At 46.9% G+C, this 18,068-nt stretch carries 15 protein-coding genes and 1 pseudogene; 12 read left to right on the top strand and 4 right to left on the bottom strand.

Annotation, left to right across the window (positions count from 1 at the left end; all coding sequences use genetic code 11):
- Positions 1 to 170: 170 nt before the first annotated feature.
- Both MY7_RS16135 and MY7_RS16130 read right to left on the bottom strand, forming a co-directional pair.
- The gene (locus MY7_RS16135; protein ID WP_021494790.1) at positions 171 to 290 is read right to left on the bottom strand and encodes a PhrC/PhrF family phosphatase-inhibitory pheromone; all 120 of its coding nucleotides are present in this window, start codon (positions 288 to 290) and stop codon (positions 171 to 173) included.
- Entirely contained in the window at positions 274 to 1,419 is a 1,146-nt protein-coding gene (locus MY7_RS16130) for a response regulator aspartate phosphatase (RefSeq protein ID WP_007407638.1), read from the bottom strand. The genes MY7_RS16135 and MY7_RS16130 overlap by 17 nt, the downstream gene beginning before the upstream one ends.
- 230 nt (positions 1,420 to 1,649) lie before the next feature.
- On the opposite strand from MY7_RS16130, the gene MY7_RS16125 reads away from it, so the two are divergent.
- Positions 1,650 to 3,005, top strand: a complete 1,356-nt coding sequence (locus MY7_RS16125; protein ID WP_007614434.1) for a YncE family protein — start codon at positions 1,650 to 1,652, stop codon at positions 3,003 to 3,005.
- 39 nt (positions 3,006 to 3,044) lie between these two features.
- Positions 3,045 to 4,421 (top strand): YncE family protein, encoded by a 1,377-nt coding sequence (locus tag MY7_RS16120; protein WP_007614432.1) that lies wholly within the window; start codon positions 3,045 to 3,047, stop codon positions 4,419 to 4,421.
- A gap of 6 nt (positions 4,422 to 4,427) precedes the next feature.
- Here MY7_RS16120 and MY7_RS19645 read toward each other — a convergent pair.
- Positions 4,428 to 4,926: pseudogene (locus MY7_RS19645) on the bottom strand (bacteriocin biosynthesis protein AlbG); the annotation flags it as partial.
- Between the two features lie 156 nt (positions 4,927 to 5,082).
- On the opposite strand from MY7_RS19645, the gene MY7_RS16110 reads away from it, so the two are divergent.
- From MY7_RS16110 to MY7_RS16095, 4 genes are all read left to right on the top strand, one after another.
- Positions 5,083 to 5,511 carry a DUF1934 domain-containing protein gene (locus tag MY7_RS16110; protein ID WP_007614418.1) on the top strand — a complete coding sequence of 143 codons (429 nt, stop codon included), beginning with the start codon at positions 5,083 to 5,085 and terminating at the stop codon, positions 5,509 to 5,511.
- Positions 5,508 to 7,178: an arginine--tRNA ligase gene (gene argS / locus MY7_RS16105; RefSeq protein ID WP_007407633.1), complete on the top strand. Its 1,671-nt coding sequence runs from the start codon at positions 5,508 to 5,510 to the stop codon at positions 7,176 to 7,178. The genes MY7_RS16110 and argS overlap by 4 nt, the downstream gene beginning before the upstream one ends.
- A gap of 133 nt (positions 7,179 to 7,311) precedes the next feature.
- Entirely contained in the window at positions 7,312 to 8,502 is a 1,191-nt protein-coding gene (gene narK / locus MY7_RS16100) for a nitrate transporter NarK (protein WP_007614416.1), read from the top strand.
- A 97-nt stretch (positions 8,503 to 8,599) separates the two neighbouring features.
- Positions 8,600 to 9,316 (top strand): Crp/Fnr family transcriptional regulator, encoded by a 717-nt coding sequence (locus tag MY7_RS16095; protein ID WP_007407631.1) that lies wholly within the window; start codon positions 8,600 to 8,602, stop codon positions 9,314 to 9,316.
- Between the two features lie 32 nt (positions 9,317 to 9,348).
- On the opposite strand, the gene MY7_RS16090 is transcribed toward MY7_RS16095, so the two are convergent.
- A complete protein-coding gene (locus MY7_RS16090; protein WP_022553930.1) occupies positions 9,349 to 10,068 on the bottom strand; it encodes a YwiC-like family protein in 720 nt (239 codons plus the stop codon).
- Between the two features lie 142 nt (positions 10,069 to 10,210).
- Between MY7_RS16090 and MY7_RS16085 the strand changes: the two genes are divergently transcribed.
- From MY7_RS16085 to MY7_RS16060, 6 genes are all read left to right on the top strand, one after another.
- Complete coding sequence (locus tag MY7_RS16085; RefSeq protein ID WP_007614410.1) at positions 10,211 to 10,687, top strand: Crp/Fnr family transcriptional regulator; 477 nt, start codon at positions 10,211 to 10,213, stop codon at positions 10,685 to 10,687.
- Between the two features lie 179 nt (positions 10,688 to 10,866).
- Entirely contained in the window at positions 10,867 to 14,553 is a 3,687-nt protein-coding gene (locus MY7_RS16080) for a nitrate reductase subunit alpha (protein WP_007614409.1), read from the top strand.
- A complete protein-coding gene (gene narH / locus MY7_RS16075; RefSeq protein ID WP_007614408.1) occupies positions 14,543 to 16,006 on the top strand; it encodes a nitrate reductase subunit beta in 1,464 nt (487 codons plus the stop codon). The genes MY7_RS16080 and narH overlap by 11 nt, the downstream gene beginning before the upstream one ends.
- Positions 16,007 to 16,031: 25 nt before the next feature.
- Positions 16,032 to 16,589 (top strand): nitrate reductase molybdenum cofactor assembly chaperone, encoded by a 558-nt coding sequence (gene narJ, locus MY7_RS16070; RefSeq protein ID WP_007614407.1) that lies wholly within the window; start codon positions 16,032 to 16,034, stop codon positions 16,587 to 16,589.
- Complete coding sequence (narI, locus tag MY7_RS16065; protein WP_007407624.1) at positions 16,586 to 17,257, top strand: respiratory nitrate reductase subunit gamma; 672 nt, start codon at positions 16,586 to 16,588, stop codon at positions 17,255 to 17,257. The genes narJ and narI overlap by 4 nt, the downstream gene beginning before the upstream one ends.
- A 139-nt stretch (positions 17,258 to 17,396) precedes the next feature.
- Positions 17,397 to 18,026, top strand: a complete 630-nt coding sequence (locus MY7_RS16060) for a YitT family protein (protein WP_007614404.1) — start codon at positions 17,397 to 17,399, stop codon at positions 18,024 to 18,026.
- Positions 18,027 to 18,068 lie beyond the last annotated feature (42 nt).

The raw sequence follows: 18,068 nt of genomic DNA, 5'->3' as shown, positions 1-18,068 counted from the left end.
TTATTTTAAATTTTCAAATTTATATATATTTATTTTAAATAATATATGTATATGTGTCAAATACTTTTTACACATTTGAATTTTAAGGTATACTTTTTGTTTTTGCAAATTAGTTGTTTATATAAAAAACGGCTTGCAGTTTAACCTGCAAGCCTAAAAGTAATCATCATTTAAATCATTCCGCGCTGAGCAACTTCAAATTGATGTTCCGGTGCACTTGCAATGTCGGCTGAAACAAAAATAGTGCCTATCGCTAAGCAAGTAAGTGCTAATTTATACTTCAATTTCATACAACTTCACACCTCCTTGAATCTGCTGTCTTGTTTCTTCCACCTTTAAAAAATATGCGGAAGCCTTCTCGAAATTTTCTCTTTCATGATAATATTTTGCCACATCTAAGGCAAAATCTTCAAGATCAGCATACATCGATTTATCTCTGAGAAAGTCAAAACATTCCATGATTGCTTCTTCATCAGGCTCACCGACATATAAAGATTCTAAAAATTCATACTCGGCGATATATAGGGAATCTTCTGCCTCCTCTGCATAAGATACCCCTTTGTCATGATATTGTCTGGCTATGGCCATATTTCCGATTTTATAATGTATTTGTGTGATTAAGAAATAGGCTTGCGGGAGAGAAGTGATGATGTTCCCATCTTCAAAAACAGCTATTGCCCGTTTTATGTAATCAATGGCTGGTTTGTAATTTTCTTGGCTGTTAAAACAAAGTCCGATATTATATAGAGTCCGGCCCATTAATTGTGGCTGCTGTTCTGCCTCTGCCATGGCATAAGCCTTTTTAAAATGCTGAATTGCTTCATCATATTGCTTTAAGTCAAGAAAGTTGGTAGCGAACAATGAATGGCACTGAAGCACCCTTATATTATATGCCTCCTGCTTATGATAAATTTTATAAGCCTGCCGGGCATAATCCATAGAAAAATAAGTCTGTTTCATATAATAGTAGGACTCTGACATCTTAAAATAAAATTCAGCTTTCTCGATACAATCTTTGACAAAATCAAGCTTATATTCAGCTTTCTTAAAAAACTGAATCGCTGAAAGATATTCACGGCATTCCAGCTCATACATCCCCCGGAAAAAATTAAAATAATAATCAAGACGTCCGGTCAGCCGGGCCTGCTTTTTATCAATATCCGCGAGCAGATCCGATAGTCTCGGCTGTTCTTCTATCCGCTGCGATTCCAGCGGTTCGAGGTATTCGAGCATCAGATTGTGGCGGAATTCCATGAGAGAATAGTATAGATGAAGATCCTGATCATCTTCCAGACCTGCAAGTTCTTCTTTGATTTCTCTCCGCAAGTACTCGGCGTCCGGGATGCTGAACCTTCGAATGTACATATACCATTCGTTGATTTTTTCTCCAACCGCTGAAGATGATAAAACACTCGCCACTATTCCGAATCCCTCCCTTCCACGTTATGTATATGACATATTTTATCATTTTCATTCGGAAGGATAGCGCAAAAATACCGCAATGTTTTCTTTCGTTAAAACCGCATGTCTGCGGATATCATTTCAAAAATCCACTATTATCCCCACAATTTGTACAAGCAAACAAATACACCTTCCCATATTCTGTTGTATCTGCGTGAGCAGTGTATGTCTGAAAAGGAAGTGAAGATATGAGAAATAACAAGCTTTCCTTTAAAGAAAAAGCAGGAGCCGCACAAGAAGAATGTTTATGTTTTTGCGAGGAAGAAGCAAGCCGTGAAGCGATGTTTCAAGCGCCGATTGAATTGCCTGAGGGGTTTGTCGTTGATCCGGCTGAAGCTGTTGCAAACGTGACGTGGAATGCAGACAGCCTTTCTTGTGTCATTGAACGCTGTTTCATTGAGACGGGGCCAGAGCCTGATGAAATCGGTGTTCAATTCGCAGTGCGCCTGCAGGGAACTGTTACGCTTCTCGTCAGTGTCTCACCAGTGCGAAATCAATATGGACAAGGGAACGGGTCTGTTTCTGTCATCCGCAATGCAGAGATTGACCAAGTCGTCTATTATTCTGATGAACCCGATGATTGCCCGGATGTCAGTGACATTACGATCGAGAACCTTATTGTCGTTCCGCCATTCTATGGCAGTCCTTTATCGGTGACGGGCACGATTGTGCTTGTGCCCGAACCGGAACCCGTTTATGCGTTTACAGCGAATCCAAACGATCAATCGGTTTCTGTGATAGATACAAACACTCACACCGTTGTGACAAAAATTGCTCTTCCGTACCGGCCGACAGGTATTGAAATAACTCCGGATAAAAGCGCTGTGTTTGTTTTGCACTTCAACAATAATGTGATTTCTGTCATCGATTATGACACTTTAACAGTGACAGCATCCATACTGCTGGATCAGCCGCCTGGATCGATAAAATGCATCCCAAATCATGAGTTTGCTTATGTTCTCGGCGATACTGCGATTTATGTGATTGGAATTGATACGTTAACTGTGGATAGGTCGATTCCTGTGGAAGGATTTGATTTTGCAATAGATCCCAATGGGTTATTCGCCTATGTTCTTGATTTTGGTTTAGTGCAAAAAGTGGACCTATTCACCGGTGAAGTCACAGGAACGATTGAACGAGAGCTTATCGTATCATCCATAGAAACAAATTGGCCGGAGCGGTATGCGTATGTCTTAGAACAAGAATTCTTATTCAATTATTTGACGGTTATTGACTTAAATACGTTTACGATAAGCATTACCCAAGAGCTGGAGCCTGATGGCCAATATGTAATGTTTACGAGTGGATCAGAGGTGTATTTACATGACAGCTTCACTGGCAATTTATATGCTGTCAGTCCGAATGGTGCAGGCGTTATAGGAAATGTTCCGCAATCGGCAAGAGACTTTGCGTTTACTCCGAATGGCGAATTTCTGTATGCTGCTCATTTTTTAGAGCAGAACATCACTGTTTACAACACGGATGATTATTCTGTGGAAACTGTGATATCTCTTGGGGTTTCACCGGGAGATATTGTGATTTAACCAACTGCATGCTGTACATTTCTAAAAGGACGTGAATTCATGAAAAAGAATGATCTGCCTGCTTTACAGGAAAATTGTTTCTGTTTTTGTGATGAGGAAATTAGCAGAGAAGCGCCGTTTCAAGTGCCGATTGACATTCCCGAGGGGTTCACCATTGATTCTGCCGAAGCAGCTGCGGCGGTTACATGGAGTACTGCTCATTTATTATGTATCAGTGAGCCTTGCTTAATCCAGACTGGGCCGGAACCAGAAGATATCGGTGTTCGATATGCCGTGAGAGTTAAAGGGACCGTTACGCTTCTTGTCAGTGTGTCGCCTGTACGAAATCAATATGGACAAGGGGACGGGTCTGTTTCTGTGATTCATACTGAAGAGATTGATCAAGTTGTTTATTATGCAGCGCAGTCTGGCCGCTGTCCTGATTTCAGTCAGATAACAGTGGAAGATCTTCTCATTGTACCGCCTTTCTACGGCAGTCCGCTTACGGTGACCGGGACACTTGTTTTACCGCCATCGCCAGACCCTCAATCGTATGTGTTTACAGCCAATTCAGGAGACAGCACGGTTTCGGTTATTGATTCAGATTTAAACACTGTTGTAAAAACAATCCCTTTTTCTGACGTGCCAACTAATCTAGGCGTTACTTTCGATAAAGCTTTCACGTATGTCCTCCATGGGAATACCAACCTTGTCTCAGTGCTAGATAATAAAACATTAACCATCATAAATACCATCACTGTTGGAGGAGGGCCGAGAAAGGTTGAATTTGATTCAACAGATGAGTTCGCGTACGTGATGGCCGCCGGATCTATATATATGATCAACATGGCCTCTCAATCGGTCATTGATGTCATTCCGATACCCGGCGCTTTAGACTTTGCTCTTGATCCCAATGGACAGTATGTCTATACCGCTAATGGAAGCAGTTGGTCGGTTGATAAATATGATGTAAATACTGGGCAGTTGGTAGAAAGTATCATAGATACATTTGAATTTCCCAGTTTAATTGCCACTCCTTACGCTGGAAATTTTGCGTATGTGTTGAATGGTGAGCTGCTGCCGAAAGGTGTAACGGAGATCAGTTTGTCGCCATTAAGCAGGGGAGGCGACTTCAACCGTTTATTTGAAACTCTGAGGACGATTGTATTTTCTCGCGATAGCACTAGGGCTTATTTTCTAGAGCCATATAGTGAACCGTTTCTCATTAATAACTTATACGTAGTTAATACGGCTGGACAGAGGATCGTTGCAAACGTGTCTCTGCCCGGCGCCTTTGACCTCGCCGTAACACCTGATAATCAGTACATTTATGCATCACAGCCCGACGACAATACCGTAACCGTGTACCGCACGAGTGATTATACAGCCATGACGGTGATTCCGGTTGGGGCTGGTCCGTCAGCGATTGCGATGTAGCTTATTTCACAGGTTGAGAGAAGCAGAGCTGCGATAAAAAAATCGTTTACAAATAAATGAGCCGATCTGCTGGATGGCAGCCAGGATGATTAAAAACAGCAGTTCACTTATGGTGAAACTGAGCATCCACCAAACCCCGGCTCCTGTCAGCGCTCCCGCAAGCCCTTTTTTGAACAGGCTGCCATGCTGGAAAAGCTGCAGCAAGTACGTCCGCATAAAATACAATAAATACAAAATCAGTAACACCGCGAGTCAGGGGCGTGTGAAAGCGGAAAGGGACGGCTTTGACGATTTCGAACACGCAGCCGAATATGATGACTTGGCATAATACAGCAGCCATCACGTGTGTTTGGCGGACGTTTTTATAGCTGTCACGCAGCGCTTTGACATCGTTGGCATTTCTGCTGCACAATCTATGCTGCTGGAAGTCGCAGCAGCTTCGATGAGACTGTTTGGGTTTCTGAAAAGCTGCTGTCATGTTTTTCACGGATTGGGTGACATAGTGATATGATTTTCTCTTCTCATAAGGAACTGCTTTTTATGAGGTTTATCTTCAAATCTAATGAGCAATGATGGTAAGATAGGAGGAAGCGGTTGAACTTTTTCCCTTGAAAACTTATACTATTCAGGTTAAGCGGGATGATGAAAAGGAAGTGTCAGCATGAGACAGGAGACACCAGTAGCCATTCATGTGCAATCATTCATTCATAACGGCTCTGAAGAAGAGTCGGTTGAATTTACATCGAGTGGATTCTATTACGTGAGAAACGGCAAAACGTATCTTTCCTATCACGAAGAGCATGATTTGGGCAAGATTAAAACGGTCGTCAAGATCACAGAAAAAGAGATTCTCGTGATTAGATCGGGCGCCATCCAAATGAAACAGCGGTTCATTCCGGGGGCATCGACACTCACTCAATATAAACTGCCGTTCGGACAAATGGAGCTCCGTACGGAAACGAAAAACATTCAATCAGATGTCGGCGGTTCAGAAGGCTCCGTCAAACTGACATATAACATGACTGTAGGCGAAAACCAAGAACATGTACATAACATGACGATCCAATATAAGGAGGAAACAAAGGCATGAATATTGCGGAACAAATGAAGGACGTGCTGAAGGAAGAGATCAAAGCGGCCGTTCTGAAAGCGGGCCTGGCGGACGAAAGCCAGATTCCAAGCGTACTGTTAGAAACGCCGAAAGAAAAAACACACGGTGATTATTCCACAAACATGGCGATGCAGCTGGCGAGAATCGCAAAAAAAGCGCCGCGCCAAATCGCTGAGGAGATCGTGGCGTCATTTGATAAAGGCAAAGCTTCCATTGAAAAGATGGATATTGCGGGACCCGGCTTTATCAACTTTTACATGAACAACAGCTACTTAACAAAACTGATTCCGTCCGTGCTTGAAGCGGGTGAACACTACGGAGAGACAAACATCGGACAAGGCGAAAAGATTCAGGTCGAATTCGTATCGGCCAACCCGACGGGAGATCTTCACTTAGGCCATGCGCGCGGCGCGGCGGTAGGTGACGCGCTGTGCAGCGTGCTTTCTAAAGCGGGCTATGATGTGAGCCGCGAATACTATATTAATGATGCGGGCAACCAGATTAACAACCTGGCGCTTTCCGTTGAAGTCCGTTATTTTGAAGCGCTCGGTCTCGAGAAACCGATGCCGGAAGACGGCTACCGCGGCGAGGATATTATCGCCATCGGGAAAAAGCTTGCCGAAGATTTCGGCGACCGTTTCGTACATGAAGAGGAGAGCGAACGTCAGGCGTTTTTCCGTGAATACGGCTTAAAGTACGAGCTTGATAAACTTCGCTCCGACCTGGAAAATTTCCGTGTGCCGTTTGACGTATGGTATTCTGAAACGTCACTGTACGAAAACGGAAAAATTGATCAGGCGCTCGAGGCGCTTCGCGAAAAGGGCCATGTATACGAAGAGGACGGCGCGACATGGTTCCGTTCCACAACGTTCGGCGACGATAAAGACCGTGTGCTGATCAAAAAAGACGGCTCATACACTTATTTGCTGCCGGATATCGCATACCATAAAGACAAACTTGACCGCGGATTCGACAAGCTCATCAATGTATGGGGCGCGGATCACCACGGGTATATTCCGCGTATGAAAGCGGCAATTGAAGCGCTCGGTTACAAGAAAGGCACATTGGAAGTTGAGATCATTCAGCTCGTTCATTTATACAAAAACGGTGAAAAAATGAAGATGAGCAAACGTACGGGGAAAGCCGTAACGATGCGCGACCTGATTGAAGAGGTCGGCCTTGATGCGGTCCGTTATTTCTTCGCGATGCGCAGTGCTGATACGCACATGGATTTTGACTTGGATCTTGCCGTATCCACATCTAACGAAAACCCTGTGTATTATGCGCAATACGCACATGCACGTATTTGCAGCATGCTTCGCCAAGGGGAGGAGCAGGGACTTAAACCGGCGGCAGATCTTGATTTCAGCCATATTCAATCAGAAAAAGAATATGACCTGCTGAAAACGATCGGCGGCTTCCCTGAGGCAGTGGCAGAAGCGGCGGAAAAACGCATTCCTCACCGTGTCACAAACTATATTTATGATCTGGCTTCCGCTCTGCACAGCTTCTACAATGCGGAGAAAGTCATCGATCCGGAAAATAAAGAGAAGAGCCGCGCGCGTCTCGCTTTAATGAAAGCGACGCAAATTACGCTGAACAATGCGCTACAGCTGATCGGCGTATCCGCTCCGGAAAAAATGTAATGATGATCAAAGGACAAAGTCTTCGGGCTTTGTTCTTTTTTTGTATATAAAGCGTGTGATGTAATTCACAATCCCGCACACTGAGTTTTTGTATGATAAGACTGATATTGAATCAGTGAAAGGGGCAAGCCGAATGATCAATCGTCAACATATTCAATTATCGTTGCAGTCATTAAGCTTAGTGGCAGGGTTTATGGTGTGGGTGCTGATTTCATCGCTCATTTCTCAAATGACATCAGATATTCATTTAAGCAAAGGCGAGATTTCATTGGTGACGGCGATTCCCGTTATTCTCGGATCGCTTCTCCGTATTCCTTTAGGATATTTAACGAACAGGTATGGCGCGCGGCTGATGTTTATGTTCAGCTTCATCCTGCTTTTGTTTCCTGTATTTTGGATCAGTATCGCGGATTCTTTATTTGATTTAATCGCGGGCGGCTTTTTCTTAGGGATCGGGGGAGCGGTATTCTCCATCGGAGTGACGTCCCTCCCGAAATATTATCCGAAAGAAAAGCACGGTGTCGTCAATGGGATTTACGGTGCCGGAAACATCGGAACCGCCGTTACTACCTTTGCAGCGCCGGTTATCGCTCAAGCCGCGGGATGGAAAGCAACCGTGCAGATGTATCTTGTTTTGCTGGCTGTTTTCGCATTACTGCACGTTTTGTTCGGCGACCGGCATGAGAAGAAAGTCAAAGTTTCCATAAAGACACAAATGAAAGCCGTTTACCGAAATTATGTGCTGTGGATGTTGAGCCTGTTTTATTTTATTACGTTCGGCGCCTTTGTCGCCTTTACCATCTATCTTCCGAATTTTTTGGTTGAGCATTTTGGGCTGAGCCCTGCGGACGCCGGTCTGCGGACGGCCGGCTTTATTGCGGTCTCTACACTGCTCAGACCTGTGGGAGGGTTTCTTGCAGATAAACTGAGCCCGCTCCGTATTCTGATGTTCGTTTTCGCAGGGCTTACGCTGTCAGGCGTCATGCTGTCATTCTCCCCGACGATCGGTCTTTATGCGTTCGGATCGCTGACGGTGGCAGTCTGCTCAGGGATTGGAAACGGGACTGTTTTTAAATTGGTGCCTTTCTACTTTTCGAAGCAAGCGGGGATTGCCAACGGTATTGTGTCAGCTATGGGCGGACTGGGCGGTTTTTTCCCTCCGCTGATTCTGGCAAGTGTATTTCAGGCAACAGGCCAATACGCGATCGGGTTTATGGCGCTTTCAGAGGTCGCGTTAGCCAGCTTTGTTCTTGTGATCTGGATGTATTGGCAGGAAAAAATGAAAACACATACGGAGAGAAACAGTCAGAGCCTCAATTCATAATGATCCATTCACAAGATTGTTAGTTTTTTCTGGGTGAGTGCAAATCAAGTCACGTTACAATATACATACGCAACGTGACTTTCTTCGAGGTGAGCTCATGAATATTCTCTCTGTCCGAAAATCTGATAAAGAACTTCTTTCCCGCGAACTGCATGAATTGCTGGAATCGATCAGTACGAAAAGGAAAATGAAAAAACACACGTATTTGTTTCAAGAAGGAATGGATGCAAAAGAGCTTTATCTGATTCAATCAGGACTCATTGAAATCGGCAAGCTGACGTCTGACGGAAAAGACTTGACGCTTAGAATCTGCCAAAAAAACGATATTGTCGGGGAATTGACGCTATTCACAGATGAGCCGAGATATATGCTCAGTGCGAAAGTGTTAGAGGATGGCGAGGTGCTCGTCATTAATAAAAACAAGCTGGAAAAGGAATTGATCCAAAACGGTGTTTTGACGTTTGAATTTATGAAATGGATGAGCACCCATCTTCGAAAAATCCAGTCCAAGATCAGGGACCTGCTTCTTCACGGCAAAAAGGGGGCGCTCTATTCCACCCTTATCCGCTTATCAAACAGCTACGGGGTGGAACGAAGTGACGGGATTCTGATTAACATTGTGCTGACAAATCAGGATTTGGCTAAGTTTTGCGCGGCGGCAAGGGAGAGCGTCAACCGCATGCTGGGAGACCTCCGCAAACAAGGGGTTATTTCGATAGACGAAACCGGAAAAATTATTTTGCACAAGCGGGACTATTTACGATGCGAGATCGAGTGTGAAAATTGTCCGCTGGAGATCTGCAATATTGACTGAAAAAAACAAGGACAGCGGTGTCCTTGTTTTTTTTACCTTGTGATAAACAGGCACATGACGGCAAGAAAGAAGCCGGCATTTACGATTTCCAGAATGCCGATCGTTTTCACCGGCCAGTCTCTTCCGTGAAAAAACCAGGCCCGCAGACTGCTTGGGATAAAAGCGAGAAACGCCCAGCCTGCCCCGAGAAGAGCCGATAAAAAGGGGAGCAAGAGGTGATATCCCCACGACCAGTATGCAAAGGTTCTGTTTTTTCTCTCCCGTATGACCGATTTCACATAAAAAGAACTCCCGACAAAAAATAAAGCGGATTGCAAGAATAGAAACCAAGCCCAGCCGTCAAGGGTTCCCGTTCCCAGCCAGCAGCTCGCAAGCCCGCCTGAACAAAAGAACAGAACACCCGCTATATCATTCGTGAGCGCCCGTTCATTTTTTCGGCGGGCATAATGCGTATGTATGAGAAACAGCGGCAATAAAAAAACGCCGATCCAGACGAGCTGCGGCTTATGAAAGACAGAAATGATCAAAAAGCAGCAGGCCGGAAAGCCGTAATACCATATCCACTTTTGATAGGGCTGAAGCTGTTTCTTTTTCAAAGCGAGCGAAACGGGATAAACCGTCAAGTAAAGGAACAGCCAGCCCAAAAAGAGCGGAATATGCCAGAAAACCGGGCCTCCCTTGACCATGCCAAGTAAAAATGGAATCAGCAGCATCGCCCATGCGCCGTGCTGCTTCGGAATCATCGCCTTCATCGAAACCCCCCTTTTTATTTCATTATAAGTGCAAACACTCTCCTGATAAGTGACTTTTATCATACAAGCTGTGAAATACATCACTGCCGCGCAGGCTCAATCGGGCTACACTAAAGCTATCCTTAGCACAGGAGGCTTTCCTATGAATCAGTGTGACTATTTATTATTTCTGAAACAACTTCCTATGTTTAATGAAGTGCCTCTGTCCATTGTCGAAACCTTGCTGAAAACCGGGACGTTTATCCGCGGCTCATCTGACCAATCTCCATCCTTTCTTCACTCACAATCCGTTTATATTGTATTAAAAGGCAATATCCGTTTTACGGACAGCAGGCTCCCTGAAGGGTCGCAAACCGTTGCGCTGTGGGAAAAAGGCGATGTGTTTCCGATTGATGAAAAAGGCGGGCTCTCTTTATCGCCTTTTATCTCAGTCAATGCCTCACCGGATATTCTGGTACTCCATATTCCATATTCCGTATTTAAGCAAATGATGTCTTACCATCCGCGGCTGCAAATGAACTTTTTGGCGATGCTTCAGCAAAATGTCTTCTGTTCCTATCAGTTGTTTTTGCGGTATCTGCATACATCACGGGATGAAAACGCCGAACCCGGTTCTTAAACAGAACCGGTTTTTTTTGATGACGCCGGGCGTCCCCATATCGGTTTGAAAATCCTTCCTGCTGCTCTGTGTGAACGTTTTGTGAAAAAAGCAGAGTGTGTGACATAGTTCACAAGGTGATGCGCCGTCTCTGTTTATAGTGTACATAGCATCACCTGACTCGGAAGGAGTGAACGATCATGAAGAAAAAGAAAATGAGTCCGTTGCTCAGGAGATTAAACTATTTTTCTCCTATCGAACATCATTCAAATAACCATAGCCAAACGACAAGCGAAGATCGTGATTGGGAGAATGTATACAGAAACAGATGGCAGTACGACAAAGTCGTTCGCTCCACCCACGGCGTCAACTGTACGGGTTCTTGCAGCTGGAATATTTATGTGAAAAACGGAATTGTCACGTGGGAAGGACAAAACTTGAATTATCCATCAACAGGCCCGGATATGCCTGATTTCGAACCGAGAGGCTGTCCGCGGGGGGCCAGTTTTTCTTGGTACATCTACAGCCCGCTCCGTGTGAAATATCCATATGTACGCGGTGTGCTGATCAATTTGTGGCGGGAAGCATTGCAGGCGCATCAAAATCCGCTGGATGCCTGGAAATCGATCGTCGAAAACCCTGAAAAAGCGAAGTCCTATAAACAGGCAAGGGGGAAAGGCGGCTTTGTCCGCGCGGAATGGCCGGAGGTGCTGAAGCTGATTTCAGCCTCTCTGCTGTATACAGTGATGAAATACGGGCCTGACCGGAATGTCGGTTTTTCTCCGATCCCGGCGATGTCCATGATCAGCCACGCATCAGGTTCGCGATTCATGTCGTTAATCGGCGGCCCAATGCTCAGTTTTTATGACTGGTATGCGGATCTTCCGCCGGCGTCCCCGCAAATTTGGGGCGACCAGACGGACGTTCCGGAGAGCAGTGATTGGTACAATTCAGGCTATATCATCACATGGGGCTCCAACGTTCCGTTAACGAGAACGCCTGATGCGCATTTTCTGGCGGAAGCCCGCTATAAAGGCGCCAAGGTCATTTCGATCAGTCCCGATTTTGCGGAATCCTCAAAGTTTGCGGATGACTGGCTGAGTATCCGCCAGGGGACTGACGGGGCGCTTGCGATGGCGATGGGTCACGTCATTTTGCAGGAATTTTACGTGAACCAAGAAACTGAACGTTTTATTGAGTACGCGAAGCAATACACCGATTTTCCATTCTTCGTCACTCTGTCAAAAGAGAACGGCGTGTATACAGCCGGGCGGTTTCTGCATGCGAAAGACATCGGGCGGCAGACAAAAAATGATCATTGGAAGCCTGCGGTCTGGAATGAACAGACAAACGAATTTGCTATACCGCAAGGAACGATGGGCTCCCGCTGGGACGGGCAGCAGAAATGGAATCTGCACATGATCGACGAAGACACCGGGGAACAGATTAAGCCCCGTCTCTCCGTGCTCGGAATAGAGGACGAAATCGGCATGGTGCGCATTCCGTATTTTTCAAATGACGGAAACAAAGTGCTTGAGCGGAATCTTCCTATTAAAAAATTGGATCTGAATGGTGAGGAGACGTACGTCACGACCGTGTTTGACTTGATATTGGCCAACTACGGCGTGAACCGGGGCATCGGCGGACAATCAGCCGCATCTTATGATGATCCCCGTCCGTTCACACCTGCCTGGCAGGAACAGATCACGGGAATTAAAAGAGAAGCCGTTATACAGATTGCCAGGGAGTTTGCCCAAAATGCGATCGATACAGACGGCAGATCCATGATTATCGTAGGGGCCGGTATTAACCACTGGTTCAACTCCGACACGATTTACCGTGCGGTGTTAAATCTTGTTTTACTCGTAGGCGCCCAAGGCGTAAACGGCGGAGGCTGGGCCCATTACGTGGGGCAGGAAAAGCTCCGTCCGGCTGAAGGGTGGCAGACGATTGCAACCGCAAAGGACTGGGAAGGCGTGCCTAAGCTGCAAAACGGCACTTCGTTTTTCTACTTTGCGACAGACCAGTGGCGTTATGAAGACCAGCCGATCAGTGACTTGGCTTCACCGATCGCCACGTCATCCCGCTACAAGCATCACGCCGATTACAATGTGCTGGCGGCGCGATTAGGGTGGCTTCCGTCTTACCCGACATTCAATCAAAACGGCATTGATCTGTACAAAGAAGCTGAGAAAGCGGGGGCGGCGACACCTGAAGACGTAGGTGCGTACGTGGCCTCACGGCTTCAAGAGAAAAAACTGAAATTCGCGATTGAAGACCCAGACAATGAAGTGAATTTCCCAAGGAATCTCTTCGTATGGCGGGCAAATCTGATCTCCAGCTCAGGAAAAGGGCATGAATACTTTCTTAAGCATCTGCTGGGGACGACGAACGGTTTGATGAATGACGACAGCGACAGCATTCGCCCTGAAGAAATCAAATGGAGGGAGCAGGCACCGGAAGGAAAGCTCGACTTGTTAATCAACCTCGATTTTCGAATGGCGGGTACGGCGCTGTATTCCGATATCGTGCTGCCGGCGGCGACATGGTATGAAAAACACGATCTCAGCAGCACGGATATGCATCCGTTTATTCATCCATTTGCTCCGGCCATCTCGGCACCGTGGGAATCGAAGTCAGACTGGGATATTTTCAAGGCGCTGTCAAAAGCCGTTTCCGATCTGGCGGAAGAAGTCGATATGGAGCCGGTGAAAGAGGTAGTCGCCACGCCGCTCCTCCACGACACGATGCAGGAATTGGCCCAGCCGTTCGGCAAAATCAATGACTGGAGCAAGGGTGAATGTGAAGCCATTCCGGGAAAAACGATGCCGAACATCCATGTCGTTGAACGGGATTACAAACACATTTTTCATAAAATGACCGCGCTTGGCCCTCATACGGCTTTAAAACCGAGCGGAACAAAAGGGATGAGCTGGTCGATTGCGGATGAATATGAATCACTCAAACAGAGACTGGGAGAAACCGATTCAAACAGCGTTGCCAAAGGATGCCCGAATATAAGTGAAGCGAAGCAGGCGGCGGAAGCGATTTTAACCCTGTCGTCCACCTCAAATGGAAAAGTCGCCGTGAAAGCATGGGAATCGCTTGAAAACATCACAAACCTGAAGCTGAAAGACCTGGCGGAAGAGCGCGAGGAAGAATGCTTTACGTTCGAGCAAATTACAGCCCAGCCGAAAACGGTCATCACCTCTCCGGCCTTTACCGGCTCAGAAAAAGGAGGGCGCAGGTATTCGCCGTTTACGACGAATGTGGAAAAATTAATTCCGTGGCGGACGCTGACAGGCAGACAATCCTATTATGTCGATCATGAACTGATGATGGAATTCGGTGAAACGATGGCGACATTTAAACCGATCCTCCAGCACCGTCCGTTCCTAAGCAAGCGGCCTGATCAAGAGGGCAAAGAAATCGTTCTTAATTATTTGACGCCGCATAATAAATGGTCCGTCCACAGCATGTATTTTGATTCTCTGCCGATGCTGACTCTGTTCCGCGGCGGGCCGACCGTGTGGATGAATAAAGATGATGCTGCGGATACGGATATCAAAGACAACGATTGGATTGAATGCTTCAACCGAAACGGTGTTGTCGTCGCGAGAGCGGTTTTGTCTCATCGGATTCCTAAAGGAATGGCGTTTATGCACCATGCCCAGGACCGCCACATCAACGTGCCCGGCACAAAACTGACGAATAACCGCGGAGGCACCCATAACAGCCCGACAAGGATTCACGTCAAGCCGACCCAGATGATCGGGGGCTATGCCCAGCTCAGTTACGGCTTTAACTATTACGGTCCGACGGGGAATCAGCGCGATCTGAATGTCGTCATCCGCAAGCTGAAGGAGGTCGATTGGCTTGAAGATTAAAGCGCAAATCGGGATGGTTATGAACTTGGATAAATGCATCGGCTGCCACACGTGCAGCGTCACCTGCAAAAACACGTGGACAAACCGTTCCGGTGCGGAATATATGTACTTCAATAATGTAGAAACAAAGCCTGGCATCGGCTACCCGAAGCAATGGGAGGACCAGGATAAATATAAAGGCGGCTGGACGTTGAAAAAAGGAAAGCTTGAACTGAAGTCAGGCCCGAAAACAAACCGGCTTGCAGGCCTTTTCTATAACCCGAACCAGCCGACGATTGATGACTACTATGAACCTTGGAACTATGATTATGAAACGTTAACAAACAGCCCGCAGAAAAAACACCAGCCGGTGGCGCGCCCGAAATCGTCCTTGACGGGGGATTTCATGAATATCGAATGGGGCCCGAACTGGGAAGATGATCTCGCGGGCGGCCATATTACAGGGCTTGAAGATCCAAACGTTCAAAAAATGGAGGAATCGATCAAAACGGAATTCGATGAGGTTTTTATGATGTATCTGCCGCGTATTTGCGAACACTGCATCAATCCGGCGTGCGTGTCCTCCTGTCCTTCCGGCGCCATGTACAAACGTGAGGAAGACGGCATCGTCCTCGTTGATCAAAACGCATGCCGTTCATGGAGATATTGCGTCTCATCCTGTCCTTATAAAAAAGTCTATTTTAACTGGCAAACGAACAAAGCGGAAAAATGCACACTCTGCTTCCCGCGATTGGAGGCGGGGCTGCCGACCATCTGCTCCGAAACGTGTGTGGGCAGAATCCGCTATCTCGGCGTCATGCTGTATGACGCGGACAAAGTGGAGGAAGCGGCATCGGTTGAAAATGAAAAGGATCTCTACCATTCCCAACTGGACGTTTTTCTTGATCCGAATGATCCTGAGATTGCCAAACTGGCAAAAGAACAAGGCATCCCGGCTGAATGGATAGAGGCTGCGCAGCAATCGCCGATCTATAAAATGATCATTGACTGGAAGATTGCGCTTCCGCTTCACCCTGAGTACCGTACGCTGCCGATGGTTTGGTACATTCCGCCGCTCAGCCCGATTATGAATCTCTTTGAAGGAAAAGGCAGCCGGCAAACGGCGGAAGCGATTTTTCCGGCTATCGACCAAATGAGAATTCCGATTGACTATTTGGCGCAGTTATTAACGGCCGGTGATACGGATCATATTCGGTCAACGTTAAAGAAAATGTCTGTCATGCGCCAGTATATGAGGGCGGTTCAGACGAATAAATCCATCGACCCGGCATTGGTCTCCAGTGTCGGCTTAACAGAACAGCAAATTGAAGACATGTACCGGCTGCTGGCAATCGCCAAATATGATGACCGCTTTGTGATCCCGAGCAGCCATCGTGAAGAAGTGTCTGATTTATATGCTGAACAAGGGAGCTGCGGCTTATCATTTTCAGGCGGCCCGGGCTCTTGTTTCTAATTTTTCATAAATGAGGTGTAATAACATGAACACCACAGACCGGCAAATGACGTTCTCCGCTCTTTCCGTTCTTCTCTCTTATCCGGAGGAAGAGTGGAGAGCCGAGATTCCCGATTGGAAGGCTCTTATCCATGACATCACCAATCAGCAAATCCGTGAGAAATTGCTGCACTTTTTAGAGGCGGCAGCCGGCTTTTCTCCGCAAGCGCTGATTGAACACTATGTGTATACGTTCGATTTCGGGAAAAAAACGAATATGTATGTCACCTACTTTAACTCAGGCGAGCAGAGGGAACGCGGCATCGAATTGCTGCATTTAAAAAACACCTACCAGCAATCCGGTTTCCTGCCGACAGATAAAGAACTGCCAGATTACCTGCCGCTGATGCTGGAATTCGCCGCGGTTGCGGAGATTGAAGCGGCGAGAAGCGTGTTTGAGAAATACCTGTCCAATGTGAGGGAGCTGGCTTCCCGCCTCAAAAAAAATGACAGCATCTATGCTGAGCTGCTGCACGTGCTGCAGGCCGCGCTGGAAAACATCGGTGTACGTGAAAGCATTGAAGAAGGGGCTGTTCAGGCATGAGCGGGCAGATCCTGTGGGGCGTTATGCCATACATTGTATTGACGATCTTTATCGGCGGGCATATTTACCGCTATCAGCATGACCAATTCGGCTGGACGGCGAAATCAAGCGAGCTGTTAGAAAAGAAAAAACTCGCCGCTGGCAGCACACTTTTTCACTGGGGACTGCTATGCGTTGTTGGCGGGCATGTCATGGGAATTTTGATCCCGGAAGGCGTGTATGCTTCTCTTGGCATTTCCGAGCATATGTATCACAAAATGGCGATTGGCGCAGGCCTGCCGGCGGGGATCGCGGCATGTGCCGGACTTGTGATCCTGACGTACAGAAGGCTGTTTGACAAAAGAATCCGCAAAACCAGCTCGCCATCGGATATCCTGACGCTTATTCTGCTGCTGTTCATGATGCTGTCGGGCGTTGCGGCCACGTTCCTCAACATTGACTCGAAAGGATTTGATTACCGGGCAACAGTCGGGCCGTGGTTCAGGGAAATCGTTTTGTTCCGCCCTGACGCTTCTTTGATGGAAAGTGTCCCGCTATGGTTTAAGTTTCATATCATCATAGGGTACGTCGTTTTTATCCTCTGGCCGTTTACAAGATTGGTTCACGTGTTCAGCCTGCCGCTCAAGTATTTGACCCGCAGCTATGTTGTCTATCGGAAACGCACGTAAAAATCCCCCCTGCAAGAGGGGGATTTTTTATGGTGAAAAAATAAAAACATAAGATATTTTCTGCCAAGGTAATGGCTGGGCGGCGGGGATTCCTGTTATGTTTTATTTGGAAATAACATCAACAAAAGGAGAGTGAAGAATGAAGCGGATTTTCCTCATTTTAGCCGCCTGTCTGATGACAAGCGCCGGCGTCCTGACACTCAGACATTCTCATGTATTAACCGGCGGCACAGCGGGACTGTCACTAAGCCTGTCATACGTGTTTCATTCCTCGTTTGCGATTATCTTCTTTCTGATTAATATCCCGTTTTATATATTTTCTCTCATCAGAATGGGAATCAAATTCACTCTATCCACCGTTTTTGCAGTCACAGCGCTGACTCTGTTTACCGGCGCGGATCACTGGCTGCCGCCGGTCTCTGTTTCACCGCTTGCCGGGGCGATTTGCGGCGGGGCGCTGATCGGGTTGGGCTTGTCGCTCATGTTTTATCATCAGGCATCGCTCGGCGGCGCCAATATCCTGGCTTTATTTCTGCAAAAGCGCTGCGGATGGAATCCGGGTGCCGTTAATTTCCTCTTCGATTTTGGCGTCGTGCTGGCCGGCATTTTCTCCGTCGGATTGCTGAAAGGGCTCTTCTCCTTAGTGTCGATAGCGGTCACCGGTCTGATCATCGGCATCTTCAAAAATAAAATCAAAGGCAGCTGCTCGCTCAATCCGGCATTGCTTCAGAACATCACACCCGGCCAATCACAGGAAGCTTCATCATAAGCCTTTCCGCTCGTGCGGAGAGGCTTTTTCATATGTTTACAA

Origin of the sequence: Bacillus sp. 5B6, from assembly GCF_000259405.1 — a bacterium.
In the GTDB taxonomy this organism is placed as follows: Bacteria; Bacillota; Bacilli; order Bacillales; family Bacillaceae; genus Bacillus; species Bacillus velezensis.
The sequence above is the reverse complement of the archived record's forward strand: the minus strand, read 5'-3'. Positions and strand labels throughout refer to the sequence as shown.